This is a genomic window from Blastococcus haudaquaticus, assembly GCF_900230285.1.
GTDB classification, from domain to species: Bacteria; Actinomycetota; Actinomycetes; order Mycobacteriales; family Geodermatophilaceae; genus Blastococcus_B; species Blastococcus_B haudaquaticus.
This window is the reverse complement of the sequence record NZ_OCNK01000005.1, coordinates 84,673-110,978: the sequence shown is the minus strand read 5'-3', so window position 1 is coordinate 110,978 and position 26,306 is coordinate 84,673. Positions and strand designations below refer to the sequence as shown.

At 75.3% G+C, this 26,306-nt stretch carries 25 protein-coding genes; 12 read left to right on the top strand and 13 right to left on the bottom strand.

The window, feature by feature from the left end; genetic code table 11:
• Positions 1-94: 94 nt before the first annotated feature.
• Positions 95-772 (top strand): CDP-alcohol phosphatidyltransferase family protein, encoded by a 678-nt coding sequence (locus CRP30_RS18425; RefSeq protein WP_235003535.1) that lies wholly within the window; start codon positions 95-97, stop codon positions 770-772.
• A gap of 151 nt (positions 773-923) precedes the next feature.
• A complete protein-coding gene (locus CRP30_RS18420) occupies positions 924-1,898 on the top strand; it encodes a carbohydrate kinase family protein (RefSeq protein ID WP_097185471.1) in 975 nt (324 codons plus the stop codon).
• A 131-nt stretch (positions 1,899-2,029) separates the two neighbouring features.
• Here CRP30_RS18420 and CRP30_RS18415 read toward each other — a convergent pair whose 3' ends face one another.
• Positions 2,030-2,689, bottom strand: coding sequence for a flavin reductase family protein (locus CRP30_RS18415; protein ID WP_235003534.1), 660 nt, complete (start codon positions 2,687-2,689; stop codon positions 2,030-2,032).
• Between the two features lie 71 nt (positions 2,690-2,760).
• On the opposite strand from CRP30_RS18415, the gene CRP30_RS18410 reads away from it, so the two are divergent.
• A complete protein-coding gene (locus tag CRP30_RS18410) occupies positions 2,761-3,678 on the top strand; it encodes an alpha/beta hydrolase fold domain-containing protein (protein WP_097185470.1) in 918 nt (305 codons plus the stop codon).
• On the opposite strand, the gene CRP30_RS18405 is transcribed toward CRP30_RS18410, so the two are convergent.
• Genes CRP30_RS18405 through CRP30_RS18385 form a run of 5 tightly spaced genes read right to left on the bottom strand, consistent with a single transcriptional unit; the run spans position 3,653 to position 8,409 of the window.
• Positions 3,653-4,756 carry a glycosyltransferase family 2 protein gene (locus tag CRP30_RS18405; RefSeq protein ID WP_097185469.1) on the bottom strand — a complete coding sequence of 368 codons (1,104 nt, stop codon included), beginning with the start codon at positions 4,754-4,756 and terminating at the stop codon, positions 3,653-3,655. The two genes, CRP30_RS18410 and CRP30_RS18405, sit on opposite strands and share 26 nt — an antisense overlap.
• Positions 4,753-5,568 carry a carotenoid biosynthesis protein gene (locus CRP30_RS18400; RefSeq protein ID WP_097185468.1) on the bottom strand — a complete coding sequence of 272 codons (816 nt, stop codon included), beginning with the start codon at positions 5,566-5,568 and terminating at the stop codon, positions 4,753-4,755. The genes CRP30_RS18405 and CRP30_RS18400 overlap by 4 nt, the downstream gene beginning before the upstream one ends.
• Complete coding sequence (locus CRP30_RS18395; RefSeq protein WP_097185467.1) at positions 5,565-7,271, bottom strand: phytoene desaturase family protein; 1,707 nt, start codon at positions 7,269-7,271, stop codon at positions 5,565-5,567. The genes CRP30_RS18400 and CRP30_RS18395 overlap by 4 nt, the downstream gene beginning before the upstream one ends.
• 2 nt (positions 7,272-7,273) lie before the next feature.
• A complete protein-coding gene (locus tag CRP30_RS18390; protein ID WP_097185466.1) occupies positions 7,274-7,876 on the bottom strand; it encodes a GNAT family N-acetyltransferase in 603 nt (200 codons plus the stop codon).
• On the bottom strand, positions 7,873-8,409 hold the full coding sequence (locus CRP30_RS18385) for a YbaK/EbsC family protein (RefSeq protein WP_097185465.1): 537 nt from the start codon (positions 8,407-8,409) through the stop codon (positions 7,873-7,875). Before CRP30_RS18385 ends, CRP30_RS18390 begins: the two co-directional genes overlap by 4 nt.
• Before the next feature lie 215 nt (positions 8,410-8,624).
• Between CRP30_RS18385 and CRP30_RS18380 the strand changes: the two genes are divergently transcribed.
• Genes CRP30_RS18380 through CRP30_RS18370 form a run of 3 tightly spaced genes read left to right on the top strand, consistent with a single transcriptional unit; the run spans position 8,625 to position 13,245 of the window.
• Entirely contained in the window at positions 8,625-8,942 is a 318-nt protein-coding gene (locus tag CRP30_RS18380; RefSeq protein ID WP_097185464.1) for a DUF6504 family protein, read from the top strand.
• Positions 8,943-8,959: 17 nt separating this feature from the next.
• Positions 8,960-9,448 (top strand): SAV_6107 family HEPN domain-containing protein, encoded by a 489-nt coding sequence (locus CRP30_RS18375; RefSeq protein ID WP_235003533.1) that lies wholly within the window; start codon positions 8,960-8,962, stop codon positions 9,446-9,448.
• Positions 9,445-13,245, top strand: a complete 3,801-nt coding sequence (locus CRP30_RS18370) for a DNA polymerase III subunit alpha (protein ID WP_097185463.1) — start codon at positions 9,445-9,447, stop codon at positions 13,243-13,245. The genes CRP30_RS18375 and CRP30_RS18370 overlap by 4 nt, the downstream gene beginning before the upstream one ends.
• A 12-nt stretch (positions 13,246-13,257) precedes the next feature.
• Here the strand turns inward: CRP30_RS18370 and CRP30_RS18365 are convergent, their stop codons facing one another.
• A complete protein-coding gene (locus CRP30_RS18365) occupies positions 13,258-13,563 on the bottom strand; it encodes a hypothetical protein (protein ID WP_143278495.1) in 306 nt (101 codons plus the stop codon).
• 144 nt (positions 13,564-13,707) lie between these two features.
• Between CRP30_RS18365 and CRP30_RS18360 the strand changes: the two genes are divergently transcribed.
• From CRP30_RS18360 to CRP30_RS18350, 3 genes are read left to right on the top strand one after another with little or no spacing between them, the layout of a single operon-like run.
• Entirely contained in the window at positions 13,708-14,193 is a 486-nt protein-coding gene (locus CRP30_RS18360) for a VOC family protein (protein WP_097185461.1), read from the top strand.
• Positions 14,194-14,239: 46 nt separating this feature from the next.
• Entirely contained in the window at positions 14,240-14,989 is a 750-nt protein-coding gene (locus tag CRP30_RS18355) for a class I SAM-dependent methyltransferase (protein WP_097185460.1), read from the top strand.
• Positions 14,986-16,158, top strand: coding sequence for an alkaline phosphatase family protein (locus tag CRP30_RS18350; protein ID WP_097185459.1), 1,173 nt, complete (start codon positions 14,986-14,988; stop codon positions 16,156-16,158). The genes CRP30_RS18355 and CRP30_RS18350 overlap by 4 nt, the downstream gene beginning before the upstream one ends.
• A 4-nt stretch (positions 16,159-16,162) precedes the next feature.
• On the opposite strand, the gene CRP30_RS18345 is transcribed toward CRP30_RS18350, so the two are convergent.
• The 3 genes from CRP30_RS18345 to CRP30_RS22845 all read right to left on the bottom strand — a co-directional run bounded on the left by CRP30_RS18345 (position 16,163) and on the right by CRP30_RS22845 (position 18,674).
• A complete protein-coding gene (locus tag CRP30_RS18345) occupies positions 16,163-17,110 on the bottom strand; it encodes a ferredoxin family protein (protein ID WP_097185458.1) in 948 nt (315 codons plus the stop codon).
• Positions 17,107-18,312, bottom strand: a complete 1,206-nt coding sequence (locus CRP30_RS18340) for a cupin domain-containing protein (protein ID WP_235003532.1) — start codon at positions 18,310-18,312, stop codon at positions 17,107-17,109. The genes CRP30_RS18345 and CRP30_RS18340 overlap by 4 nt, the downstream gene beginning before the upstream one ends.
• A 68-nt stretch (positions 18,313-18,380) precedes the next feature.
• Entirely contained in the window at positions 18,381-18,674 is a 294-nt protein-coding gene (locus CRP30_RS22845) for a BatC protein (protein ID WP_097185666.1), read from the bottom strand.
• 222 nt (positions 18,675-18,896) lie between these two features.
• On the opposite strand from CRP30_RS22845, the gene dinB reads away from it, so the two are divergent.
• Positions 18,897-20,177 (top strand): DNA polymerase IV, encoded by a 1,281-nt coding sequence (gene dinB / locus CRP30_RS18330; protein ID WP_235003531.1) that lies wholly within the window; start codon positions 18,897-18,899, stop codon positions 20,175-20,177.
• A 125-nt stretch (positions 20,178-20,302) separates the two neighbouring features.
• The gene (locus CRP30_RS18325) at positions 20,303-20,704 is read left to right on the top strand and encodes an SCO2097 family morphological protein (RefSeq protein ID WP_097185456.1); all 402 of its coding nucleotides are present in this window, start codon (positions 20,303-20,305) and stop codon (positions 20,702-20,704) included.
• 95 nt (positions 20,705-20,799) lie between these two features.
• On the opposite strand, the gene CRP30_RS18320 is transcribed toward CRP30_RS18325, so the two are convergent.
• The 3 genes from CRP30_RS18320 to CRP30_RS18310 are packed head-to-tail and all read right to left on the bottom strand — an operon-like array spanning position 20,800 to position 25,537.
• Positions 20,800-23,148 (bottom strand): transglutaminase TgpA family protein, encoded by a 2,349-nt coding sequence (locus CRP30_RS18320; RefSeq protein WP_097185455.1) that lies wholly within the window; start codon positions 23,146-23,148, stop codon positions 20,800-20,802.
• Complete coding sequence (locus CRP30_RS18315) at positions 23,145-24,533, bottom strand: DUF58 domain-containing protein (RefSeq protein WP_097185454.1); 1,389 nt, start codon at positions 24,531-24,533, stop codon at positions 23,145-23,147. Before CRP30_RS18315 ends, CRP30_RS18320 begins: the two co-directional genes overlap by 4 nt.
• Positions 24,534-24,538: 5 nt before the next feature.
• Positions 24,539-25,537, bottom strand: coding sequence for an AAA family ATPase (locus CRP30_RS18310; RefSeq protein ID WP_235003530.1), 999 nt, complete (start codon positions 25,535-25,537; stop codon positions 24,539-24,541).
• A 270-nt stretch (positions 25,538-25,807) separates the two neighbouring features.
• Between CRP30_RS18310 and mraZ the strand changes: the two genes are divergently transcribed.
• On the top strand, positions 25,808-26,242 hold the full coding sequence (gene mraZ / locus CRP30_RS18305; RefSeq protein WP_097185453.1) for a division/cell wall cluster transcriptional repressor MraZ: 435 nt from the start codon (positions 25,808-25,810) through the stop codon (positions 26,240-26,242).
• The last annotated feature ends 64 nt before the right edge of the window (positions 26,243-26,306 follow it).

The window sequence follows — 26,306 nt, the reverse complement described above, 5'->3', positions numbered from 1 at the left end:
TCCCGCGCACGGCCGGCTCACTCCCCGCCCGCCGTCCGGTGTCGCCGTGGGCGTCGCTGCCTGGTGGACTGCAGGAGTGGCATCGGAGGAGGCTGTGGACGCGGGCGGGACCGACCGCATGCTCGGCCGCGACGAGTACCTGGCCGCGTGGTCACGGTGGCACGGCGACACGGCCACCGACACGGCGTTGGTGCGCGGCTGGCTGACGGTCGCGTGGACCCTGGCGCGACCGCTGGCCGGGCTGCCGCCGCTCGTCGCGACGGCGTCCGGCCTGCTCGTCGCCGCCGCGGCCGTGCCGGCGGCGGCGGGTGGGGGCCCATGGCTCGTGCTGGCCGGTGTGCTCGTCGGGCTGTCGGGCCTGCTCGACTCCCTGGACGGAGCGCTGGCCATCGGCACCGGCCGTGCCTCCCGCCGGGGCTTCGTCCTCGACTCCGTCGTGGACCGGCTCACCGAGGCTGCGTACGCCGGCGCCCTGTGGGTGGCGGGCGCCCCCGGCTGGCTGGCGGTGGCCTTCGGCGCGCTCTGCTGGCTGCCCGACTACCTGCGGGCCCGTGCCGGCCAGGCCGGGGTCGCCGAGACGGGGGCACTGTCGGTCTGGGAGCGGCCGACCCGGGTCGCCATGGCCGGGCTCACGCTCGGCGGCGCCGGGGTGGTGGCCGGCCTCGGCCACAGCGACCTGGTCGTCACCAGCGGGACGGCGGTCGGCGCCGTGCTCGGGGCCGTGGGGGTCGCCCAGCTGGGCGTCTCCCTGCGGCGGATGCTCACCGACTGACCGCCCCGGCCGACCCCGCCGCCCGCCACCGAGGACAGCGCCGGTGGGCCGGGTGGGAGCCGTGCTCCTATCGTGTACGGGTGCTCCGCTCAGCGGGAGCACCCGACATCGTGCGGCCGTCCCGCCGATCCACCACCGCAGGGAGCGTCCCGTGCCCGTCGCCGTCACCGGCTCCATCGCCACCGACCACCTGATGACCTTCCCCGGGAAGTTCGTCGAGCAGTTCGTCGAGGGCCAGATGGAGAACGTCTCCCTGTCCTTCCTCGTCGACGACCTCGTGCAGCACCGGGGTGGCGCCGGGGCCAACATGGCCTACGGGCTCGGCCTCCTGGGGCTGCAGCCGGTCCTCGTCGGCGCGGTCGGCAACGACTTCGCCGAGTACGAGGCCTGGCTGACGCGGCACGGGGTGGACACCGGCAGCGTCCACTGGTCGGAGCTCAAGCACACCGCCCGGTTCGTCTGCACCACCGACGCCGCGAACAACCAGATCGCGTCGTTCTACTCGGGCGCCATGTCCGAGGCGGGCGAGATCGAGCTCGGTCCCGTGGCCGACCGGGTCGGGGGCTTCGACCTCGTCGTGGTCGGGCCCAACGACCCCAAGGCGATGGTGCGGCACACCCAGGAGTGCCGTCAGCGGGGCTACCGCTTCGCCGCGGACCCCAGCCAGCAGCTCGCCTGGGCCGACGGGGAGATGATCCGCGGCCTGGTCGACGGCGCGGACCTGCTCTTCACCAACGAGTACGAATCGCACCTCCTCCAGCAGAAGACCGGCTGGAGCGAGGAGGAGGTGCTGTCCCGCGTCGGCACCTGGATCACCACCCGCGCGGCCGACGGCGTCCTGGTCCGTCAGGCCGACGCGGAGCCCCTGTCGGTGATCGCCGTCCCGGAGACCAAGCCGGTCGAGCCCACGGGTGGCGGCGACGCCCTGCGTGCCGGGTTCATCGCCGGTCGCATGTGGGGGCTCGGCCTCGAGCGGGCCACCCAGCTCGGATCCGCCGTCGCCACGGCGGCTGTCGAGGTGATCGGCACGCAGGAGTACGACCTGCCGCGCGAGAGCTTCCTCAGCCGGTTCGCCGAGGCGTTCGGTGCCGAGGCGGCCGACGAGGTCGCCGCGCACCTGCCATGACCGTGTGATCTGTCGTCCTCCGGACGACAACCCGGCCAGGAGCCGTCCCCCCGCTGCGACGAGGGAGTCCCCGTGTCCCCGGCGGGGACCCTCCGGGCCCCACACCAGGCCCACACGCTGCGCGGCCCCCGCTACAAGTCTCCTGCTCCCCGGACCTGCTTCCCGATGCCGGGGTCCTCCGACCACTTCGCGTAGGGGATGCGGGGGATCTCGCGGACCTCGCCGATCGTCGACCACTCGTTGCCGCCCAGGCGGGCCAGCGGCTGGAGGTGCTCGATCCGCGGCCGTCCGTCGCGCACCGCGGCGGCCCGGGCGCTGATCGCCTGCACCCGTCCGAACACCACCGTGCTGTCGCCCAGGCGCACCGTCGAGTGCAGCGTGCACTCCACCGACACCGGGGACTCGGCCACGCGGGGCACGCCCACGCGGTCGCTCGGCTCCAGCCGGACGCCGCACTCCTCCGCCTCGCTGATGCCCGCGGGGAAGTCCGTGCCGGTGGCGTTGACCTGCTCGAAGAGCTCCTCCGGGGTGAGGCTGACGGTGAACTCCCCGGTCGCCTCCACGTTGCGCAAGGAGTCCTTGCGCCCCACCGAGGTGAACTGGACGACCGGCGGGTCGACGCAGGCCACGGTGTAGAAGGAGTGCGGCGCGAGGTTCAGGACGCCGTCGGCCGAGCGGCTGCACACCCACGCGATGGGCCGGGGGACGACCACGGAGTTCAGCACGCGGTAGAACGCGCGGATCTCCATCTCGGCGGGGTCGAAGAGGACGCGCTCGGCGGGGTCGGTCACCGGCCCATCGTCGCCGTACTCCCGCTGGTCGGCGCAGGCGGGGCAGGCACGGGGCCTACGGTGACGACGACATGAGCAGCCTGCAGATGAGGGTCGTCGCCGCCGTCGTGCGTCTGGCGTACAAGCCGAGGATGGCCACGGCCGAGCGGGGCAGGGCGCGCGTCGAGCAACCGAAGGGCCCGTCCGCGCCGCCGGCCGGGCTGCGCAAGCGGCACACGGTGAGCACGCGGCGGGTCGGTGGTTCCGACTGCCATACCGTCGCGCCGCGCGACCGCCGGGCCACGCGCGCCGCGGTCTACCTGCACGGCGGGGCCTACATCAGCGAGATCTCGCCCCAGCACTGGTCGCTCGTCTCGAAGCTGGCCGACGCCGGGGTCCGCGTCGAGGTCCCGAGCTACGGCCTCGCGCCCCGGTACACCTACCGGGACGCCTATCCGTTCGTGACCGCCGTCTACCGCGACCTGGTCGCCGAGTTCGGGGCAGCGGAGGTCACCGTCGCCGGCGACTCCGCCGGGGGTGGGCTCGCGCTGGGTCTGGCGCGGACGCTGGCCGGGGCGGGGTTGCCACAGCCGCGGCGCCTCGTCCTGATCGCCCCGTGGCTCGACCTCACGATGGGCAACCCCGGCATCCCGGCCGTCGAGGCGCGGGATCCCTGGCTCAGCCGGGCCGGACTGCACGCGGCGGCCGCGGCGTGGGCCGGCGGGGACGACCCGACCGATCCCCGCCTCAGCCCGCTGAACGGGCCGCTCGTGGGGCTGGCGCCGATGGACGTCTACGTCGGGACCCGCGACATCTGCCTGCCGGACTCGCTGCTGCTGCGCGACCGGGCCGCGGCGGAGGGCGCAGAGCTGCGCCTCGTCGTCTGCGAGGGCGCCGTCCATGTGTACCCGCTGGTGCCCGCGCCCGAGGGCCGCGCCGCGGCCCGTGAGATCGTCGCGACGGTGGCCGGACGGACGGAGCGACCTACAGGCGCCGATCCCGCCAGGTGAGCGTCCCGCGCCGATGGCCGACGACCGACCGGACCATCAGCAGGTCGAACACCAGGATCGACACCGGGTGCGCCAGCGCGTCGGGCCAACTGCGGCCGCCGGTCGCAGCCGCGACCACCGCCCGCCCCGCCGACCCCGCCAGCCAGCCGACCAGCCCGGCCCGCGAGCCGCGCAGCGCCGCGACCGCAGGCACCACCCAGACCGCGGTGAGCCCGGCCGCGGCGGCGACGCTCGCGGCCGGCCTGCCGCCGACCGCCGCCCACAGCGACTTCGCGTACCCCTCCCGCAGCGCCGGCCACCCCTCGTACATCCGGCAGGCCGCCAACCGTGCCCCCTCGATGGGGACGCCCCGCCCACCGGAGCGCTTGACGGCGCGCAGCAGGGCGATGTCCTCGAGCACCTCCCCCCGGACCGCCGCGTGGCCGCCGGCGCGGTCGTAACCGCGGCGCTGGAGCACCAGGAACTGCCCGTTGGCGGCGGCCAGCGAGGGGCGGGGCGATCGTTCGGCCAGGCGGAGGGGGAGCGTCGTCGCCCAGAGCCACGGTGCCAGCGGCTGCACCAGCCGCTCGGCGACGCCGTGCGCCAGCGGCCGCGGCCACGGGGAGACGAGGTCCAGGCCGTGCTGCTCCAGCACGGCGACGGCACCGGCGATCGCATCGGGGAACAGCCGGACGTCGGCGTCCACGAACACCAGGACGCCGTCGTCCCCGTCCACGGCCGCAGCGGCCCCGGTCGCGCAGGCGTGCGGCTTGCCGAGCCAGCCGGCCGGGGGAGGAGGTGCCGACACCAGCCGGACCCGGGGGTCGTCGACGTCGCGGACCACGTCCGCCGTGCCGTCGGTCGACCCGTCGTCCACCACGACGACGCTCAGGGCGGGCACCCCGCGCTGGTCGAGCAGGGCGGCCACGCAGCCGCCGATCTGCTCCCGCTCGTTCCGCGCCGGGACCACGACGGTCACCGGCCGGGTCACCGGGGGTGGATCGACGGGTGGGCGCCGCATCAGCGCGACGTTCGCCGCGGCATGGGCGGCCCCGGCCACGGAGAGCCCGGCGAGCGTGCGGAGCAGCCGGCCGCTCACCGGCGGCTCGCCCGTCGGTGCTGCACCGCGAGGACGACGAGCACCGCGGCGCCGAGGGCACCTCCCCAGGCGGCGGACCCGGGCAGCCCCAGCCAGCCCGCGTGTGCCAGCGCACCCCCCAGGGTCATCCAGCCGAGGGCGAGGAGAGGCGCGGCGTCGCCGATCCGCGGCGGGGCGGGAGAGCGGGCGGCCAGCCGGTCGAGCAGCGTCATGAGCACGAGACCGGCGAACGACCAGCCCGCGAGGTTGGTCAGCGGCACCGTGTCGATGCCGGGCAGCCCTGGGTCCGGGTGCGCCCACGTCCAGTAGCCGGCCTGCACCATCTGCGGGTCGAGGACGACGTCCCAGGCGGCGAAGATCCCGGCGGCCCAGGCGATGCGCGCGGGTCGCCGGCGCTCCGGTCGCACCGGTCGCACCAGACGATCCGCGAGCACCCAGCTCGGCCACGCCATCATCAGCCAGGCCAGCGGGACGAGGAACGGCACGCCCAGCAGCGTCGGGCCGAGGACGTCGCTGTACTCGTAGCTGCCGTAGGGGAAGCCCGTGGCCAGGCCGATCGACTCGAAGGCGATCGCGGCGACGGCCACGAGGAGCAGGAGTCCGGCGGCCGTCCGTGCTCCGCGGCTCAGCCCGGCGTGGACGACCGACAGCAGCGAGCCGAGGACGACGATCGTCCAGCTGACCGCGTCGCGCGCGTCGCCCGAGGTGAGCGGATAGGCGATCGCGGTGAGGACCAGCGCGCCGGCGAGCAGGAGCGGCAGGAGCTGCCCGGCCGCAGGCCTCCAGGTCCGCGCCGCGACCGCCGTCGTCACGCCGGGGTCCGCCGGAGCCGTGCGGCGGCCCGCCGCAGGGCGCGACCGGCCGTGGCCCGGGCCCGGGGGAGGCCACGCCGGTCGGACAGCAGCAGGCGGGCCGACGTCCGCCCGGAGTTGCCGGACACGCCGCCGCCGGGGTGGGTCGAGGCGCCGGCGAGGTAGAGGCCGGGCAGGCCGGGGACCGTGTAGCCCGACAGGGCAGGGGTGGGACGGAAGGCGAACATGCTGGCCAGGCCCATCTCCACGTGCATGACGTTGCCACGGAGCAGGGACAGTTCGCGCTCGAGCGCCAGCGGTGTCTGGATGTGCAGTCGCTGGACCGACGCGGCGAAGCCGGGCGCGTAGCGGTCCACCGCCTCGACCAGCCGCTCCGCCTCGCTCTCTGCGAGCGCGTCCCAGTCGCCGCCGTCCGCGAGCTCGTACGGGTACCACTGGCCCCAGATGGTGACGACGTGCCGGCCGGGCGGGGCGAGGGTGTCGTCGCTGGCGGAGAAGCACATGGCGAGGGGGACCGGGACGCGCGGCAGCCGTCCCGCCGACCAGTCGCCGTGCGCGGAGGCGAGCTCGGCGCGGTCGGTGCAGAGCAGCTGGAGGCCGGCGAGGGCGTCCTCAGGCGACACCCCGGGATAGGCAGGTGGAGCGTCGGTGAGGGCCCGGACGACGAGCCCGAAGCCGTTCCCGAGGGGTGGGTCGGCGTCGGCGAGGGCCGGCGGCGCGGCCTCCCCGGCCAGGTCCCGGGTCACGTTCACGTGGCAGGCGGCGACGACGGCGTCGGCGGAGATCCGTCGTCCGGACACGGTCTGCACGCCGGTGACGCGCCGGCCCCCCGCCCCGTCGTCGCCGGTGAGCAGACGAGCGGCGCCGTCGCCGAGCACCACCCGCCCGCCGTCGGACTCCAGCCTCCGGCGGAGGGCGGCCGTCAGCCCGCCCGAGCCGCCCACGGGGTGCCCGGGCGGGACGTCGTGCAGCAGCGCGATCCAGGCCACCATGGCGGCGGTGCCGGGCTCGGACATCGGCGGCCCCGACTGGGCGCCGAACCAGGCCAGCGCCGCCTTGAGCCGCTCGCTGGTGAACCAGCGGTCCAGCAGCGCGTCGCCCGATCCGAGGAAGTCGACGGCCAGCTCACCACCCGGGGTGCGCGGCCGGCCTCCCGACGGCGCCCCGAGCGGCCAGAACGACCGGATCAGGCCGGCCGGACTGGGCCGCCGGCCGAACGAGGCGGCGACCGCCCGGCTGCGCGGGCCCCACACCTCCACGAAGCGGCGGTAGGCGGCGGCGTCGGCAGGACCGCACGCGGCGGCGATGGAGGCGCAGGTCGCGTCCAGGTCGACGGAGAACACCAGCGGCCGGCCGGCCGGACCGGGGTCGCCGGGGGAGGGCGCGGGGGCGAACGCCCACGGGTCGCAGTCGACGTAGCGCAGCCCGTGCGCAGCCAGGTCGAGCTCCTCGACGATGCCGCTCTGGCGGATGATCACGTGCGCGCTGGATCCGCGGTCGACGAGGACGCCCGGCCAGCGCTCGACGGTGGACACCGCCCCGCCGAGGACGTCGTCGGACTCCACGACCTCCACTGACAGGCCCGCCCGCGCCAGGTAGCAGGCAGCGACCAGTCCGTTGTGGCCGGAGCCGATGACCACCACGTCGACACGGCGGTCGGGACGGCCGTCGACAGGACCGTCGGCCGCGGGGGATGTGCTCACACTCAGCTGTTCGCCGGTGCCGGGTCACGTGGATGCAGGGGCAGGCGGGCGCCGAGGATGGCGAACGGCCGCGCGTCACCGGGGAAGTGGTAGCCGCGCGCCAGGTCGACGAAGCCGTCGGCGTGGTAGAGCCGGAAGGCCTTGGTGTCGGAGTCCGGCGTGGAGAGCAACGCCGCCGGATGGGGGAGGTCGGCGACCAGGGCGTGCAGGAGGCGGCGGCCCAGCCCACGGCTCTGGTGGTCGGGGTGCACGTGCAGCTCGCACACCTCGAAGGCGTCGGGCAGCCACTTCTTCGCCGTCCGCCGGTCCAGCGCCGCCCGCACCTGGTCGTGCCACCACTGGCCCGGTGCGACGACGTAGCCGTAGCCGAAGCCGACGAGCTGCTCGGCTGTCTGGCCCGCTCCCGTCCCCGTCTCGGCGAAGGCCCCGACGGCGCGGAAGCCGGGCCGCTCGGTGTGCTGGACGGCGTAGCCGTACCGGCCGGCGACGACGGCGGAGTCGTAGCCCATCGCCAGGCCGTAGATGGTCAGCGCCTCGTGCATGTGCTCGCGCAGCCACGGCGTCGGCAGCTCGACGACGCGGGTGGCGGGGCGGGTGTCGGTCATCGGGCGGCCGTCTCTGGTGCGTCCACGGGGCTGTGCTCGGTGGGGCCGGGACCCACTTCCGCCGCCGTGCCGCCGGTCAGGCGGAGCAACTCGTCGTAGGTCGTGGGGAAGACGGTGTGCGGGTGCCCCGCAGCGGCCCAGACCTCGTCGTAGCGGGCCAGCTCCACGTCGACGAGCGTGCCGATCGGCTCCGGGTGGCCGATGGGCGCGACCCCGCCGATGGCCTGGCCGGTGTGCCGGCGGACGAAGTCGGGGGTGGCCCGGGAGATCCGCGGCACCCCGAGGAGCGTGGCGACGACGGCCTCGTCCACCCGGTGGGCACCGCTGGTGAGCACCAGCAGGGGGCTGCCCGCCACGTCGAACACCAGGCTGTTGGCGATCGCGCCCACCTCGACGCCGAGCTGGGCCGCCGCCGTGGCGGCGGTCGGGGCGCTGTCGGGCAAGTGGCGCACGGTGCCGGGGGCGCCGGCCGCGCGCAGCAGGCGCGTCACCTCGGCGACCCGGGGATGCTCCGGCGGAGGCGGCTGAGGCATGACCACGATCCTGCCACCGGGCGCGGTGCCCTGCCCCCGTGGTCCTCCCGGGTGACACGGCGGTCCGTCTTGACGAGTGCGAGGGCCTCCGGTCTACTGGACCTGTTCGAACAGACGTTCGAACAGCGTCGCTCCTCCATCGCTCCTCCGGCCCTTCCCCGCCCGGAGCGGTGGCCAGGAGCGGCGCGGTGGTGAGAGACGGTGGGGAGGCTGCCATGAGCCGGGTGCTCGGTGAGGTCGCTGGTGGGGTCGGCGAGGAGGTCCACGTCGAGCGCGGGCCGCTGGGCCCGGTGCAGTTCTGGCGCGGGCAGTCCCGGTACCTGGTGGGAGAACTGCTCGACTCCTGGGTCGAGACCGCGCCGTGGTGGCGGCGCGACGCCACCGGAGCCTCTGCCGACCTCGTCGCCACGCAGGAGGTCTGGCGGGTCGAGGCCGTGCGGGCCGGGCGGTCCCGGACCGACTTCGCCGGCGTCTTCGACCTGTTCTGGGACGCGGCCGGCAACCGCTGGTGGCTCGTGCGGGTGCACGACTGATGGGCGCCGTCCGAGTCATGTCCGACCAGTTACCGGCCACCCAGTTGCCCCTGCCGCCCGCCCTGCCGCCCGCCGCCACCCAGCTCCTCGACCAGGCGCACCGCGCGCTCCGCGAGGCCTCCGGGTACACCGATCCGCGCCAGCGGTACGCCACCGCCCACCTGGGTGCGTTGCGTGGTGCCGCAGGGGTGCTGGCCGCGCGCACGCGGCCCGAGCCGGCCCGCCGGCGCCCGCGCAGTGCCTGGGTGCTGCTGGAGCAGGTCGCACCCGAGCTGGGGGAGTGGGCCACCTTCTTCGCCGCCGGTGCGGCCAAGCGCGCAGCCGCCGAGGCGGGGCTGTCCTCCGCGGTCACCGAACGCGAGGCCGATGACCTGATCCGCGACGTGGGGGCCTTCCTCGTCGTGGTGGAGAACTTCCTCGCCACCCCTGCCGCACCCGGATCCGCCCGGTCCCCGTTCACCCGCCCGCGTGGGGCCGGCGGTCCCGCTACCCGCTCCCGTCGGTGACAGATCCCTTCGTCCACCTGCACGTCGCGTCCGGGTACTCCATGCAGTACGGGGCCAACCACCCGGCCGACCTGGTGGCCCGCGCCGCCGAGCACGGCATGCCGGCCCTGGCGCTGACCGACCGCGACGGCCTGTACGGCGCGGTGAAGTTCGCGCTGGCCTGCCGGTCCGCCGGCGTGCGGCCGATCTTCGGTGTGGATCTCGCCGTCGCCCCCACCCTCGACGGCACGGTGCCCCCCGCACTGGCCACCGCTCTCGGGGGAGAGGCGTCCGGGGCCCGGCCGCCCCGGTTGCGGGCTGCGCCTCCCACCCGCAGGTCGGCACCGGCCCGCCGGAGCCCCGCCCGCGGTGGGGCGAGCGTCGACCCGCGGCTGCCGCGGGTCACCTTCCTCGCCCGGGACGGCGCCGGCTGGCGCTCGCTGTGCCGGCTGACCAGCGCCACCCACCTGCGCGGCACGCGGGGAGAGCCGGTGAGCTCGCTGGCCACGGCCGCCGAGCACGCCCACGGGCTGATCGCCCTGCTCGGGCCCGACTCCGCGGTCGGCCGGGCGCTGCTCAGCGGCCGGGCCGACCACGCGGCCGCGCACCTGGACACCTGGCGGGCCGCCTTCGGTCCTGGTCGGCTGGTGCTCGAGCTGGTCCACCACCGCGGCCGGGGTGACCGGGTGCGGGCGCAGACGATGCTCCGGTTCGCCGCCGAGCAGGGCGTGCCGGTGGTGCTCAGCAACGCCGTCCGGTACGTCGACGCGCTCGACGCCCCGACCGCCGACGTGCTGGACGCCGCCCGCCGGCTGGTCCCGCTCGACGTGCGCCACGTCGACCGGCGGACCGCGGAGGGCTACCTGAAATCGGGCAAGGAGATGTCCGCGGTGGCCGAGGACCTCGTCGGTCCCGACCGCGACGCCGCCCTGCGCCTCCTGGAGGGCACCGCCCGGCTGGCCGAGCAGTGCGTCGTCGACATCCGCGACGACCTCGGCATCGGCAGCGTCCGCTATCCCGAGCTGGACGTCGTCACCACGCCGGCCGAGCGGGGGATGGGCCCCTCGCAGGTGCTGCGGGCCCGCTGCGAGGCGGGGATGGGCCGGCGCGGCCTGCCACCGTCGGAGCGGGTACGGCAGCGGCTGGACGACGAGCTGGCCGTGATCGACCAGCTGGGCTACCCGTCCTACTTCCTCACCGTCGCCGACGTGGTCGACCTCATCAAGAGCTTGAGGGTCCGGGCGGCGGCGCGCGGCTCGGGGGCGGGGAGCCTGGTCACCTACCTGCTGGGCATCTCCGACGTCGACCCGCTGCGGTACGGGCTGCTGATGGAGCGGTTCCTCTCCCCGCTGCGCCACCAGCTGCCCGACATCGACATCGACGTCGAGTCCGCGCGCCGCATGGAGGTCTACGACGCGGTCATCGACCGTTTCGGTGCCGACCGGGTCAGCTGCATCTCGATGATGGACACCTACCGGGTGCGGCACGCCATCCGCGACGTCGGGGCGGCCCTCGGGCTGCCTCCGGCCGAGATCGACGCCGTCGCCAAGGCCTTCCCGCACATCCGGGCCAACCAGGTGCACGCCGCGCTCAAGGACCTGCCCGAGCTGCGGGCCAGTCGGCTCGGCTCCAAGCGCAGTGGCGGATCCGGCGATCTCGACCTGATGTTCGACCTGGTGGCCCGGCTCGACGGGCTGCCCCGGCACATCGCCCTGCATCCGTGCGGCGTGCTGCTCTCCGACGCCACCCTGCTCGACCGCACACCCGTGGAGAACAGCTACCTCGGCTATCCGATGAGCCAGTTCGACAAGGACGACGTCGAGGAGCTCGGGCTGCTCAAGCTCGACCTGCTGGGCATCCGGATGCAGTCGGCGATCGCGCACGCGCTCTCCGAAGTGCAGCGGGTGGACCACGAGCAGGTCGACATCGACGCCGTCCCGCGCGACGACCCGACGACGTTCGAGCTGATCCGCAGCACCCGCACCCTGGGGATGTTCCAGATCGAGTCGCCGGGTCAGCGGGAGCTGGTCGGCAAGTTCGGCCCGCAGACGTTCGAGGACATCATCATCGACATCTCGCTGTTCCGGCCCGGCCCGGTGAAGAGCGACATGGTGACGCCGTTCCTCATGGCGCGGAACGGGTGGCGCGACGCGGTCTACCCGCACCCCGACCTCGAGTTCGCCCTCGCCGAGACCGCCGGGGTGGTGGTCTTCCACGAGCAGGTGCTCCAGGTCGTCGCGCGGATGACCGGCTGCACGCTGGCCGAGGCCGACGAGGTGCGCCGGGCGCTGGGGGAGAAGGACGCCCACCCCGAGGTGCGCACCTGGTTCGTGCCCCGGGCACTGGACGCCGGCTATCCGGTGGAGGTCGCCGAACAGGTCTGGACGGTGCTGGTGGCGTTCGGGTCGTTCGGGTTCTGCAAGGCCCACGCGGCGGCGTTCGCCCTGCCCACCTACCAGTCGGCGTGGCTGAAGACCCACCACCCGGCGGCCTTCCTCGCCGGCGTGCTCACCCACGACCCGGGGATGTACCCGAAGCGGCTGATCCTCGACGACGCCCGCAACTTCGGGATCCGGGTGCTCGGTCTGGACGTCAACGCCTCGGGCGACACCTACCGGGTCGAACGGATCCCCACCGACCCTGACGGTGAAGCGGAGGTCGAGAGTTGGCCGCGGCCGGAGTGGATGCCGGCCACCATGCGCGACCCGTCCGGTTACGGGATCCGGCTGTCCCTGACCGACGTGAAGGGCATCTCCGACGACGAGGTCGCACGGATCGTGACGGGGCAGCCCTACCGCTCGCTGAGCGACTTCTGGTCCCGGGCGTCCGTGTCGCGTCCCGTGGTGGAGCGGCTGGTGCTGGCCGGGGGATTCGACTCCCTCTACGGCTTCGGCATCCGCGACCGGGAGGCCGGCCGGCCCACCTCCCGTCGCACCCAGGTGACCCGGCGCGACCTGCTGCTGCAGATCGGCGAGCTGGACCGGTGGAGCCGCAGCGGCGCACGGGCGAGCTCCAGCGGCCAGCTGAGCCTGGACCTGATGGGTCTGGGGCTCGAGGAGGAGCCCGCATCGGAGACGGTGGAAGGGGAGGCGGAGGAGGAGGCGACGGAGGCGGGCCTCGGCTGGGCGGAGAGCAGCGGTCTGCCGGAGTTCACCGACGCCGAGCTGGTGCGGGCGGAGCTGGAGGTGCTGGGACTCGATGCCAGCCGGCACGTCATCGACTTCTACCGGCCGTTCCTGTCCGCGATCGGTGCGGTGCCGGCGGGTGAGCTGCTCGGCTGCCGCAGCGGGGCGGAGGTGCTGGTCGCCGGGGTCAAGGTCGCCACCCAGACCCCACCGATCCGTTCCGGGCGCCGGGTGGTGTTCGTGACCCTCGACGACGGGACCGGGTGCACCGACTCGACGTTCTTCGAGGACGCGCAGGGGCCCTACGCGGCGACGGTGTTCCACTCCTGGCTGCTGGTCATCCGGGGCGTGCTGCGGCGCACCGGACCGCGCGGGATGTCACTGCGGGCGACGGGCGCATGGGAGCTGCCCGCGCTGCACGAGGCGTGGGAGGCCGACGGGCTGGACGGCGTGCGCGACCTGATGGCCGCACCGGGGGAGTTCACCGAGCAGGCGATCGCCGGGGCCGCCGCCTCGCACGGGCAGCGGCCGGTGGTCGTCCGGCCGGTGCTGGTCCACCCGACCGGCTTCCGGATGTCGCCCTACGACGACATCAAGCCGGCCGGCGAGGACGCCGCGACGGCCGCCCGCCGGGCGGCGTCCGGACCGCCTCGCAAGCTCTGGCACTCCAGCCCCGGCAGCTCGGGCCACTGACCGCGGCGTGGCTCAGTGACCGACCCGAGCGGGGAGGGCGCGCACGGCGAGCGCCTGGGCGACCGCAGCCACCGCAGAACCAACGATCACCGCTGCGTAGAAGGTCCACCACGGCCTGCCCTGCTCGACGACGATCGCGCCGGCGATGAGGAGAGCCGCGATGGCGAGGTCGGAGGCGTGCCGCTGCATGCGAGGCAGCGGAGCGGACACCCGCCATCTCTGCACCGGTCCGGGCGTCGACCGCGCCACCCACCCGACCTGCAGGACCGCCGCGACCACCCCCAGCGCGATCAGCGCCAGACCCAGGACCATCGTCACGAGCGGACCATAGCCATGCGCGTCCGACGGCAGCCGCATTCTCCGCACGGCACACCGGCGCACGAATCCCTTCCGATGACTTCCGGCCGTCGGCAGGGTCCTCCATGACGACCGGATCCACCGGACACGAGTGAGGACGACGCCATGCCCAAGCAGATCCCCTGTCTCTGGATGAACGGCACCGCCGAGGAGGCCGCGAAGCACTACCTCTCGATCTTCCCGAACAGCTCGATCGACCAGATCACCCGCTACGGGCCGGACATGCCCCCGCCGATGGAGGAGGGCGACGTCCTGACCGTCGACTTCACCCTCGACGGGCAGCCCTACACCGCGCTCAACGGCGGGCCGCAGTTCCCGTTCAGCGAGGCGATCTCGTTCCAGATCGTCTGCAAGGACCAGGAGGAGTCCGACCGCTACTACGACCGGCTCGTCGACGGCGGCGAGGAGAGCATGTGCGGCTGGCTCAAGGACAAGTTCGGCGTCTCGTGGCAGGTCTTCCCGGAGGAGCTGATCCAGCTGACCAACGACCCCGACCCCGGCCGGGCGCAGCGGGCCACCCAGGCCATGCTGCAGATGCGCCGCATCGACATGGCGGAGATCAGGCGCGCAGCCGACAGCGTGTCCGTCTAGGTCGGCGCCGGGGTGCCGGCCGCGCACCGCCGCTAGGCTCCCTGAGGTGCCGACCGCCCCCACCTCGCCCGACGAGCAGCTGCCCGCCCGGACCGCTGCGCTCTGGGCGGCCCTCGATCCGCTGGTCGGCGCGGGCACCGCGCTGCGCGTGCTCGACGTCGGCGGCGGCAGCGGCATGTTCGCCGTCCCGCTGGCCCGGCTGGGCCACACCGTCACCGTCGTCGACCCCAGCGCCGACGCGCTGGCCACGCTGCGCCGCCGCGCCGACACCGCCGGGGTGGGCGAGCGCGTGCACGGCATCCAGGGCGACGGTGACCTGCTGCACGAGGTCCTGACCGATGGCACCGCCGACGACTCCACCTACGACCTGGCGCTCTGCCACTACGTGCTCGAGGTCGTCGACGACCCGGCGGTGACCCTCCGCGAGATCGCCCGCGCCCTGCGGCCGGGCGGTCAGGTGAGCGTGGCAACGGTCAACCGCGCCGGCGCCGTCCTCGCCCGCGCCGTCGCCGGGCACCCGGTCGAGGCCCTCGCCCTCCTCGAGGACCGCGACCCGGCTCCGGGCCGGGCGAAGCCCGCGCGGCGTCGCTTCAGCCCCGAGGAGCTCCTGGCCCTGGTCGGCGGCGCGGACCTGGACCCGGGCCCCTGGCGCGGGGTCTCCGTCGTCGCCGACCTGCTCGAGGCGACGTCCGGCGCCGACCAGCAGGCCGTCCGCGCGCTCGAGGTGGCACTCGCCGGAGCGTCGCCCTTCCGCGACGTCGCCACCGGGCTGCACGTCCTGGCTGCCCGCGCGTGACCCCCCTGGCGCCGGACCTCTCGGCTCCCCGGTACGGCACCGCCACGCTCGCCGACGTGCTGCCGAGCGCGGCCACCGCCCTCGGCGTGACCGTCGAGCGTGGCGATCTGCCGGCGGACCCGCTCGGACTCACCGAAGCCCTCGGCGGCGCCCGTCGGGTGGCCGTCCTCCTCGTCGACGGCCTGGGCGCCGACCTCGTCCGGGCGCACGCCGACATCGCGCCCACCCTGGCCGCGCTCGCCCGCCCGGCCGGCGACCTGGCCGCGCCCTGCCCCAGCACCACCCCCGTCAGCCTGGCCACGTTCGGCACCGGGCTCCCGCCGGGCAGCCACGGCATCCTCGGCTTCGTCACCGACGTCCCGGGCGAGGACCGTGCGCTCAACCACGTCCAGTGGCGCGACGACCCCGATCCCGACGTGTGGCAGGCGCGACGCACCGTCTTCGAGCAGGCCGAGGCGGCAGGTGTCCCCTCGACCGTCGTCGGCCCGTACGCCTACGCGGGCTCCGGCCTGACCCGCGCCGTCTACCGGGGCGCGGCCTACCCGGGCGCGGTCAGCCACGGCGACCTCTGCGCCCAGGTCCTGCATTCGCTGGCCGCCACGCCTCGCGCCCTGGTCTACGGCTACGTCGCCGAGCTCGACCTGACCGGCCACGTCCGCGGCGTGGACTCACCCGCCTGGCGGGCCCAGCTCGCCTTCGTCGACCGGCTCGTCGAGGAGCTCGTCACCGGCCTGCCCGACGACGCCGCCCTCCTGGTCACCGCCGATCACGGCATGCTCGACGTCCCCGACCACACCCGATTCGACCTGGACGAGGAGCCCGCCCTCCTCGAGGACGTCCGCCTGCTGGCGGGGGAGCCACGCGCCCGCTACGTGCATGCCGTCGCCGGCGCGGAGGCCGACGTCCTCGCCCGGTGGCGGGAGGTGCTCGGCCACCGGGCCTGGGTCGGCAGCCGGGACGAGGCCGTCGCCACCGGCGTGTTCGGTCCCGTGGACGAGCAGGTCGCCGGGCGCATCGGTGACGTCGTCGCCCTGGCCCGCGGCTCCTGGGCGCTGACCACGCCGAGCCTCGAGCCGGGCCCCAGCAGTCTGGTCGGCTACCACGGGTCGCTCACCGCCACCGAGCTCGCCATCCCGCTGCTCGCCGCCCGCGGCCGCGCTCTGGGTTAGCCGCTCAGCCCGCTGCGAACTGCACGTGCCAGGTGCGTGAGTGCGCCGGGTGCGTCGCCCGGCAGGTCAGCCGGTCGGTCGCCGCCGAGGGTCGGCTCTCCACGTCGGTGACGACGTCGCCGTCCGGTCCGGCGAGCGTGACCACCCAGCGCTCGACCTCCGCTCCCGGCGGCGTCTGCTGCGCGACCGAGACCACGGGCAGGTCGTCGACGCCGAGGATTCCGAGAGCCCCACGGGCGAAGTGCTGCGCCGCCTGCCCAGGCGCGGGCACCCCGGCCCGACCGCGCAGCCACGGGAGCACCACCTGCCCGGCGGCGTGCGCGGCAACGAGGTCCGCGCCGTCGCCGGGCACCTGCCCGTAGTAGAAGCCGTGCGGCAGGACCAGCACGTTGGCGGCGAACCGGTCGCCGCCGAGGTGGCTGCACTCCCAGACGTCGGCAGGACCGGGGGCGGGGAGCGTGCGGGCGAGCGGGCGGCCGCGCAGCGCGCAGCATGCGTCGTGCCCACCGTGGGTGCACACCAGGTAGGTCGGGCCGGGCGCCGGCTCGCCGACCGAGCCGTCCCAGGGCGCGGTGAGCAGGTCGGCGTCGCTGTCGCGGACCGACCACCACAGCCCCTCGCGCCCGGGCCGGCTGTCCACGTAGGCCCACCGCCGCCCCGAGTCGGCCAGCCGGTCGCCCGGACGGCGGACCAGCAGCAGGCGGACCCCCTCCGCCCTCGACCGCCGCGCCAGTGGAGCCGCCACCTCGGCATCGAAGCGGGACTCCGTCAGGGCATCCCGGCCCCACGGCCCGGGCTGCTCGACGAGCAGCCAGCGCTGGACCGGGGAGGCGGTGGCGACGGGGGAGTCGCCCCGGGCGAGGGCGCGCACCGAGCACCGGTCGTCGTCGAGCCGCCCCACGGGCCGGGCGGGGACCTCCGTGCGGCAGAAGTCGTCGGCGCGCTCGCTCACGCCGGGCCGGCGTCGGGCACGGTGGCCACGCCCTCGGTGACGAGCCGGCGGGCGAGGGTGATCCGGTCTGCGCTCTCCAGACCGGGCAGGTCCGCGACCTTGAGCTCCCCGACGTCGAGCAGCGCCGTCAGCGCCGGCCGGACGTCGGCCGGGAAGGAGTGCGAGCGACGGCCGGCCAGCAGCACGACCTTCCCGTCCGCACCGTCGCGCAGGGTGCACCGCAACCGGCGGCGCAGCCGAAGGACCGTCTCGGCGCCGAGCGCCGCCGCGGCGGCGGCCTGCGCGAGCGGGGCGACCGGCTCGGGGCGCACCTGGGCCCAGGTGCCGGCGCGCAGCCGGTCGGCGACCTCGGCCGGGTCGACGCGGCCCAGCCACTCCTGCAGGCCGGCGATCACGGTGGCGACGTCGTCGCGGATCGAGTCGGGGTCGGTGAGGTCGACGCCGAGGGGGAGGGAGCCGCGCAGCTGCGGGTCCTCGGCGGCGAGCGAGCGCACGAGGTCCAGCGCCGACTCGGCGGCGCCCCAGCGCGTGACGGAGTGCACGCCGATCGTCAGGTGGACGCTGACCTCGCCGAGGGCACGGGCCGAGTGCAGGTACCCGCGGGGCAGGTAGAGGACGTCGCCGGGGCGCAGCACCGCGTCGATGACCGGCTCGCGCTCGGCCGCTGCGGCCACCTCGGCGGCACGGTCGGCCCACGGCTGGGTGCGCAGGGGGTCGCGCAGCACCGGCTCGTGGATCGTCCAGTGCTTCTCACCGGCGACCTGCAGCACGAACACGTCGTGCACGTCGTAGTGCGGGCTGAACCCGCGCGAGGACGGCGGGGTGATGTAGGCGTTGACCTGCGTCGGGTGGCCCAGGTCGGCGGCCAGCTGGTCGGCGAACTCGATCAGCGGCGGCCAGAGCCGGTGCAGTCCCTGCAGGACGACGGTGCTGCCGTCGGCGAACAGGCGCAGCACGGCCTCGGAGGACACCTGGTCGCCGATCTCCGCGCCGGCGCCCCCGGAGGTGGTGAACCGCTTCGGTTCGACGACGGCGCCGTCCTTGGCGATGCGCAGGAAGGGCGTGCGCAGGCCGCGCCGGGAGAGGAGCTCGTCGACGGCGGGCAGGTCGAGCAGGTCGGTGAAGGAGTTGCCGGTGTTCTGGGCGCGGGTCAGCAGCGGCCGGCGGGCCCAGTACTGCTCGGCGAAGACGCCGGGGTCCATGTCGGTGCACCGCCGCAGGGCCGGACGGAGCTCGTGCTCCGCCCGGCCCTGGGTGGTCGGGCTCTCGGTCAGGCCGAACCGTCCGCGCCACCGTCGGCGCCACCGTCCGCGCCGCCGTCGGCGCCACCGTCCGCGCCACCGTCCGCGCCGCCATCGGCACCGCCATCCGCGCCACCGTCGGCACCGCCGTCCGCGCCACCGTCGGCACCGCCGTCGGAACCGCCACCAGCGGCACCGCCGTCAGCCGGGCCGTGGGCGCCGCTGTCCGCGCCGCCGTCGGCACCGCCGTCGGAACCGCCGCCGGCGGCACCGCCGTCGGCCGGACCCTCCGTGCTCGTCATGTCGTCGTCGTCGAGAGCCATGGCATCTCCGTCCAGGTCGATCCGGGGCTGCCGGACGGCAGCCTCCCGTCGCTGCTTACCTCCGTCATCCTCGTCCGACACCTCCCGTCCCCACCACCCCGACCTGCGGGGACGCCGGCAGGTCACGACCGGGACACGACGCCGTGCCGCCGCGCACGCACCGTCCCGGGGTCGGTAGTGTCCGGGACGGGATCGAACACCTGTTCGACAGAAGGAGGCGCAGTGGGTCCGGGCCAGGCGGAGGGCTGCAGCGTCCTGCACGTCGACATGGACGCGTTCTTCGCCAGCGTCGAGGTGCGGCGGCACCCGGAGCTGGCCGGCACGCCGGTGATCGTCGGCGGGGCCGGCAACCGGGGCGTGGTCACGTCGGCGACCTACGAGGCCCGCCGCTACGGCGTGCACGCGGCCATGCCCACCGCCCGCGCCCTGCGACTGTGCCCGACGGCGACGGTCCTGCCCGGCGACCTGGCGCTCTACAGCGAGGTCTCCCGGTCGGTGATGGCGCTGTTCCGCTCGATCACCCCGCTGGTCGAGCCCCTCTCGCTCGACGAGGCGTTCCTCGACGTCTCGGGGGCCGGACGCCGGCTGGGCGACGCCGCGGAGATCGGCGAGTACCTCCGCGCCCGGGTCTTCGACGAGCAGGGCATCACCTGCTCCGTCGGCGTCGCCGGCAGCAAGTTCGTCGCCAAGCTCGCCTCCACCCGCGCCAAGCCCGACGGATTGCTGGTCGTCCGACCGCCCGAGGTCATGGACTTCCTGCACCCCCTGCCGGTCGGCGCCCTCTGGGGAGTGGGCCCCAAGACCGAGGAGCAGCTGCTCCGCCTGGGGCTGCGCACGGTCGGCGACCTCGCGCACGTGCCGGCGAAGACGCTGCAGCGCGCTCTGGGCACCGCGGCGGGGTCCCACCTGCACGCGCTGTCCTGGGGGCGCGACCCCCGCCGGGTGGTCCCCGACGAGCCCGAGAAGTCCACCGGGCACGAGGAGACGTTCGGCACCGATGTCGACGACCCGGCGGTGATCCACCGGGAGCTCCTCCTGCTGGCCGAGCGGACGGCGGGCCGGCTGCGGTCCGGGGGATGGCTGGCCCGCACGGTCAGCATCAAGGTCCGCTTCGCCGACTTCGCCACGATCACCCGCAGCCGCACCCTGGACGTCCCCACCGACGTCGGACAGGAGCTCTACGAGACGGCGCGGGCCCTCTACGACGCGCTGGGGCTCGATCGGGCGCGCATCCGGCTGGTCGGTGTCCGGGCGGAGCGGCTGGTGGACGCCGACTCCGCCCCGCAGCAGCTCGAGCTCGGCGCGCGGGAGCACGGCCGGCGCGAGGCCGAGCTCGCCGCGGACCGCGCCGCCCGCCGGTTCGGCGCAGGGGCGGTGCGCCCCGCGACGCTGCTGCACCGCACCGGCCGGCCGGGGAACGCGTCACCCACCAGCGCGGTTCCCCGCTCCCGGGCGACGCGGAACCAGGCAGGGCGGCCGTCCGTTGGGCCCCCGGAGGAGTGATCGAGGCATGATCACGGCGGGTCGCCACGCAGTCGCCTTTCGCGCGTTGCATCGGACTCGTATCCTCGGTATCACCGTCGGCGGCAGCCTCCGACGGCATTGGCTCCGCCCACCTGGAGGTCGACGTGCCGCTCTCCGAGCACGAGCAGCGTCTGCTGGAGCAGATCGAGCGCGCCCTCGTCGATGACGATCCGAAGTTCGCCTCGTCCGTACGGACCGGTGACCGAAGGCTGAAGGCGCGCCGCAAACTGCAGCTCGGCGCACTGGTCATCGTCGTCGGCATGGCGGTCCTCGTCGGTGGAGCGGTCGCCCAGTCGTTCCTCATCGGCGCGCTCGGCTCCCTGATCGCCTTCGCCGGCCTCGCCCTCGCCGTCCTGAACTACAAGGCGGCGACCGGTGCCGTCGAGACCGGCACCTCGTCCGGGAGCAGCCGCGGACCGGCCGCCCCCGGCCGCGGCAACCGGGCCGGCCGCCAGCCGCTGAAGAACCGGCTGGAGGAGCGTTTCCGCCGCCGCTACGACCAGTAGCCGCACGCCGGTCCTACCGAGAGCCGCTGTCCGTCCGGACGGCGGCTCTCGGCGTTCCGGGGATCAGACGTTCCCGGTGTCGGACGTTCCCGGTGTCAGACGGCCCGCGTCCGCCGCATCGTCCGGGGCACCCGGCGGGCGACCGCGGCGGCCAGCCGGCTCCCGGCCCCCTGCACCAGGGAGGCCGGCCAGCACCGGGCCCGTAGCCGGGCGCCGCGCGGCACGGCGCCCAGCAGCTCCCGCCGGGCAGTGGTCAGCGCGGCGGTCAGGTCGGGGTGCGCGTGCCGTGCGTTCGCCGGCCCGTAGCTGGCCGACTCCTCCGCCAGGGCGAGCCGGAGCACCGCGTCGGCACCGGGGGAGTCCGGCCGCAGCAGGTCCCCGAGTTCGCGTGCGGCGCGGCGCGGCGTCCACGCCGGGTCCGACCGGATCCCGGCGTCCAGCGCAGTCGCCGTCAGCTCGTCCCAGAGGTCGCCCGCCGATCCGCTCGCCACGCGGCGCCGGCGCTGCAGCGTGCGGATCCAGGCCGGGGCGGCCGCGACGGCGGCCGCCAGCAGGGCGAGCGCGACGCCGCCGGCGAGCGGCCACAGGAGGTCCTCGCCGCCCTGACCGGACTGCGCTCCGGTCGCTCCGCCGGCGGCTCGGTCCTGGGGTGCGGACGGGAGCGGCTGGGACGGGGCGGTCGGCACCGGCACCTGCGCCTGGCTGTCGGTGGCCTCCTCCTCGCCGGCCCGGGGGGCCCAGGGCAGCTCGACGGCGCGATCCCGGGCGATCGGCGTCGGGTCGAAGGGCACCCAGCCGAGGTCCTCGAAGTACACCTCCACCCAGGCGTGGGCGTCGTCGCTGGTGATCAGCCGACTGCCGTCGCGCTGCTCGGTGCCCGGCGTGTAGCCCAGCGCGACGCGTGCGGGGACGCCGGCGGCCCGGACCATGACGGCCATGGCGCCGGCGTACTGCTCGCAGTAGCCGCGGCGCAGGGTGAGGAAGTCCACCAGGTCGTCCCCCGTGGTGCCCGGCTCGGTGGACAGGCTGTAGACGAACCCGTTGGACCGGTCGGTCAGGAAGTCCTGGATGCTGCGCACCCGCTCGTACGGCGTCCCGCTGTCCGCGGTCAACTGCGCGACCAGGTCGGTGACCCGCGGATCGAGCATCGGCAGCGCGGTGAAGAACTGCTGCACCGGGTCCTCGGGTCCCAGCAGGGCCGCGTCGGTGAGCTGGGCAAGCGTGGGCCGCGGCTCCGAGGCGGCGACCGTGTAGCTCAGGCCGCCGCTGGTGACGTCGCGGCCGTAGACGGTGCCCGTGTCCGGGTCGAAGCGCCAGCCGTCCGCCCCCTCTCCGTCGAGCCGGACCGACTGCGGGGCGAAGAGCGTCGGCAGGAAGCGGTCGTCGTGCTCCAGCACCTCCACGGTCGCCGTCACGGGGCGGTAGGACTGCCGGTCCGGCAGCGGGGCCAGTTCGTCGTCGTCGGCGATGGACTCCTCGCCGCGCATGTTGCTCAGCGTCCAGCCCGACTCGTTGTCGTACTCGTCGATGGCCACGGCGCGGAGGTAACCCGGATCGGTCACCGAGGCGTCCACCCGCAGCAGCTCGATCGGCTCGGGCAGCGTGAGCTGGCCCTGCATCGTGGCCACCGGGTCGAGCGAGGTGCCGGTGGCGCCGCCTCCGGAACCACCGCCGAGACCGCTGGCCAGCGAGCCCTCGGCCAGGATCGGGACCAGCGACCCGAGGACCAGCCCAGCGGCCACGGCGACGGTCCCGGTCCGCAGGGCCGCGAGACCACCGGTGACGCCGCTGCGCCGGCTGGTGCGGCCCGTGGCGGCCAGCCGTCGGCGCTGGTCGCTCCACATCAGCAGCGCCAGGCCGGCGGCCGGCCCGACGAAGGCGACCAGCCCGATGGTGCCGGTGACCGTGGCCACGGGGACGCAGAAGAGGACCAGCAGCGCGAAGCCCGCCAGGGTGGCCTGCCGGCCCCCGACGGTCACCAGGTCGACCAGGACGGCCAGCACCCCCACGAAGACCGAGGTGAGCGCGAGCAGGCCGGTGAGCGGCAGCGCCGGGGTCGCCTGCTCCTGCAGTTCCGCCGAGCCGTCGGCCAGCACGGCGAGCAACTGCTCGACGCTTCCCGGCGTCGGGACGATGCCGGAGATCGCCTCGGTGGGCGCGAACAGCGCGGTGAGGACGGCCAGGAGCAGCGCCAGCTGACCGAGCGGCACCAGGGCGGTGCCGAGTGCGGACACCCGGGGGGACGGGGATCGCCCCCGGGCGAGCGCCGACCACAGCGCCGCGCCACCCACCCGGAGCAGCAACCCCCCGGCCAGGACGGTGAGGACGACGGCCAGGACGGGCGTCAGCCAGGCCGCCGAGGTGTACACGGGGCTGAGCGCCGCCGAGCCGAGCAGCGTGGCCGTGGCCGCGACCACTGCCGAGCGCAGGTCCGGATCGGTCATGCCGGTGATCCGTGCAGCCCGCCGACGCGGACCGGCCCGGCGGGCGCCGGGACGCCCAGCTCCGCCCAGATCTCGGCGACGGTGCGGTCGGCGCGGGCGACGGCGACCCGCCAGCCCGCGGCCCGGAGCAACCGCGCGGCATCGTCGCGCTGACCGGCCAGGGCCCCGCGCGACGCCGCGGACGGTCCCCGCCGGCCCCGGCCGGGACCCGGAGCGGCCCAGCTCTCGATGTCGGTCAGCACGGCCAGGTCGGTGGTCGGGCCCGACCGGCTGCGGATGAGCTCGACGACGTCGTCCGGCCCGACCGCACCGAGCAGGCAGACGACCGGCCCCTCGCCCGCGGCCCGGCACAGGTGCTCGATGCCGACACCCAGACCCGGCATCCGCGAGGGACCGACCACCGCCAGCCGGTCGAGCAGGTCCTCGGCGCTCAGGCGCCCGTGACCGGACATGGGCACCAGCTCGCCCGCGTCGGTGACGGCGCGCAGCACGGCCCCCCGGCGGGCCAGCTCGCTGCCGATGCTGGCGGCCGCTTCCACGAGCCACTCCAGGCTGTCCACGGGCGGGGCATCGTCTCCGGCCGGACCGGGCCGGACCTCGTCGTCGCCCGGGCGGATCCGGTGCGGTGCGACCAGGTGTGCGCGGGCGCGGGTGTCCACCAGCAGCGTCGCCTGCGCCCGCCACGGCCGTTCCTCGAGCCGCACCATCAGCTCCCCGGTCCGGGCCGTCGCCCGCCAGTGGACCTTGCGGAGGTCGTCGCCATGGCGGTACTCCCGCGTGCTGACGTCGTCCTCGCCGTGGACGGCGATGCTGCGGCGGGCGCCCTCGCCGCCACCTCCCTGCCCGCCGGCCGGGCCACCGGCGCCCAGCGGCCGGACGCGGGGGAGGACCAGCAGCGGCGCGCTGTCGGCGCCGACGGCGCTGCGTTCCACCAGACCGAAGGGGTCGACGAGCCGGAGCCGCAGGGGGCCGAGCACGTGCCGGCCCCGGCGCGAACCGTGCACCCGGTACCGCAGCGCCGTCCGCTCGCCGGCGCCGAGCCGCTCGACGACGAACTGCGGCGCGGGGCCCAGGTCGCCGGGCAGCTGCTCGGTCAGCACCCACAGACCGCCGGGGCGGTTGTCGGCGTTGGCCAGCTCCAGCACGACGTCGGCGTCCTCTCCCCGGGGCACGCGCGCCGGCGTGACGGTGCGGCGCGCGCTGATGCGGAAGCGCTGCCGGGCGACCGCCAGCGCGGACAGCAGCGGCAGCCCGAGCGTGAAGACCGCCAGCTGCACCAGCGCCCGCTCGCCCAGCAGGGCGCCGACGAGCAGCAGGGCGAGGCCCGCCCCGACCACGCAGCGCCCGCGGAGGGTCAGCGACGAGAGCACGCGCCCGGCCGGCACCGCGCTCAGCGCCCGCGCGGGACCGGCACGGTGGACAGCAGCTCGGCCACGACCTGCTCGGCGCTGCGCCGGCCCAGTGCGGCGTCCGCGGTCAGCAGCAGCCGGTGGGCCAGCACGGGGGTGGCGAGCTGCTGGACGTCGTCGGGCAGCACGTGGTCGCGGCCGGCGAGGGCGGCCGAGGCCCGCGCGGCACGGAGCAGCTGGAGGCCGGCCCGCGGGGACGCCCCGAGGCGCAGGTGCGGGGACCGGCGGGAGGCCTCGACCAGGCCGACCACGTAGCGGCGCACCGCGTCCGAGACGTGCAGCGTGCCCACCGCCCGGACCAGCTCGCGCACGGCGGCCGCGTCGGCGACGGGGGAGAGGGTGGCGAGCGGATCGGCCGTCGACCGCTCGTCCAGCATGGCCAGCTCGGCCTCGCGCCCGGGGTAGCCCATCGACACCCGCGCGGTGAACCGGTCGCGCTGCGCCTCGGGGAGGGGATAGGTGCCCTCCATCTCCAGCGGGTTCTGCGTGGCGATCACCAGGAAGGGCCGTGCCAGCTCGTAGCTGACGCCGTCCACCGTGACCTGCCGCTCCTCCATGCACTCGAGGAGGGCGGACTGGGTCTTGGGAGAGGCGCGGTTGATCTCGTCCGCGACGACGATGTTGGCGAAGATCGCCCCCGGCTTGAACTCGAACGCCCGGCTCTCCTGGTCGTAGACCGCCACGCCGGTGACGTCGCTCGGCAGCAGGTCGGGCGTGAACTGGATGCGGCGGACCGTGGCGTCGACCGAGGCGGCCAGTGCCTTGGCCAGCGTGGTCTTGCCGACGCCGGGCACGTCCTCGATGAGGAGGTGTCCCTCGGCGAGCAGCACCACCAGTGCCAGCCGCACCACGTCGTCCTTGCCCTGGACCACGCGGCCGATGTTCGCCGCGATCCGGGCGCCCGCCGCAGCGATGTCGGTCTCCGGGCTGCCGCCCCGAGGGCCGTCCGCTCCGTCGGCGGTGCGCGTCGCCTCCGTCACCCCTCCACCGTACGTGGCGAAACCGTTCCGGGACCGGTGGTCGTTCCAGCACCCCACCGCGCCCCACCTGGAGCCCCTCGACCGTCCCGTGACCTGCGAGCTCACGTGGCCGCGGCCGACGAGGGGCGGGCGTGGGGGGAGCAGGTCACGACACGGCGGCGAGTGGTGTCGGGTGGGGGCTAGTGGGTTACTGTGTCGCCCGGTGGGGAGGCAGGGACCAGTCAGGGGTCGCTGCGGAGCCAGTGGAGGACAGATGCAGGGGGTGATCCGGTGTTCGTCGGCAGCTACCCCTTGCGGCTCGACGAGAAGGGCCGGCTCGCCCTCCCCGTCCGCTTCCGCGACCAGGTGGCCGACGGCATGGTGATCAAGAAGGGCCAGGAGCGCTGCATCTACGGCCTGACCATGAACCGGGTCGCCGAGCAGAGCGCCGCCATGGCCGCCATGGCCCCCTCCGACACCGCTCGGGCGCGCATGGCCGCCCGCATGAGCTTCGGGTCGATGGTCGAGATCGAGCCGGACAAGACCGGCCGCATCACCATCCCCGCGAGCCTCCGCGAGTACGCCGGGCTGGACCGCGACGTCGTCGTCGTCGGCGTGGACACCCGCTTCGAGATCTGGGACGCGACCAACTGGGAGGCCTACGTGGCCGAACTGGAGGCCGCCTACGCCGACCTGGAGAGCGAGGGGATGCCGACGCTGTCGTGATCCCGGGAACGCCTCCACCCGTGAGAACGGGCGTGACGCGGACACCGTTCGAGCCGCCTTCCCC

Excerpts from the sequence above, each read along its gene's own strand:
- CRP30_RS18410 (WP_097185470.1), top strand. The coding sequence starts at position 2,761 with ATGAGCAGCCTGCAGATGAGGGTCGTCGCCGCCGTCGTGCGTCTGGCG.
- CRP30_RS18390 (WP_097185466.1), bottom strand. The coding sequence starts at position 7,876 with ATGACCGACACCCGCCCCGCCACCCGCGTCGTCGAGCTGCCGACGCCG.
- CRP30_RS18385 (WP_097185465.1), bottom strand. The coding sequence starts at position 8,409 with ATGCCTCAGCCGCCTCCGCCGGAGCATCCCCGGGTCGCCGAGGTGACG.
- CRP30_RS18380 (WP_097185464.1), top strand. The coding sequence starts at position 8,625 with ATGAGCCGGGTGCTCGGTGAGGTCGCTGGTGGGGTCGGCGAGGAGGTC.
- CRP30_RS18375 (WP_235003533.1), top strand. The coding sequence starts at position 8,960 with ATGTCCGACCAGTTACCGGCCACCCAGTTGCCCCTGCCGCCCGCCCTG.
- CRP30_RS18360 (WP_097185461.1), top strand. The coding sequence starts at position 13,708 with ATGCCCAAGCAGATCCCCTGTCTCTGGATGAACGGCACCGCCGAGGAG.
- CRP30_RS18340 (WP_235003532.1), bottom strand. The coding sequence starts at position 18,312 with ATGGACCCCGGCGTCTTCGCCGAGCAGTACTGGGCCCGCCGGCCGCTG.
- CRP30_RS22845 (WP_097185666.1), bottom strand. The coding sequence starts at position 18,674 with ATGGCTCTCGACGACGACGACATGACGAGCACGGAGGGTCCGGCCGAC.
- CRP30_RS18320 (WP_097185455.1), bottom strand. The coding sequence starts at position 23,148 with ATGACCGATCCGGACCTGCGCTCGGCAGTGGTCGCGGCCACGGCCACG.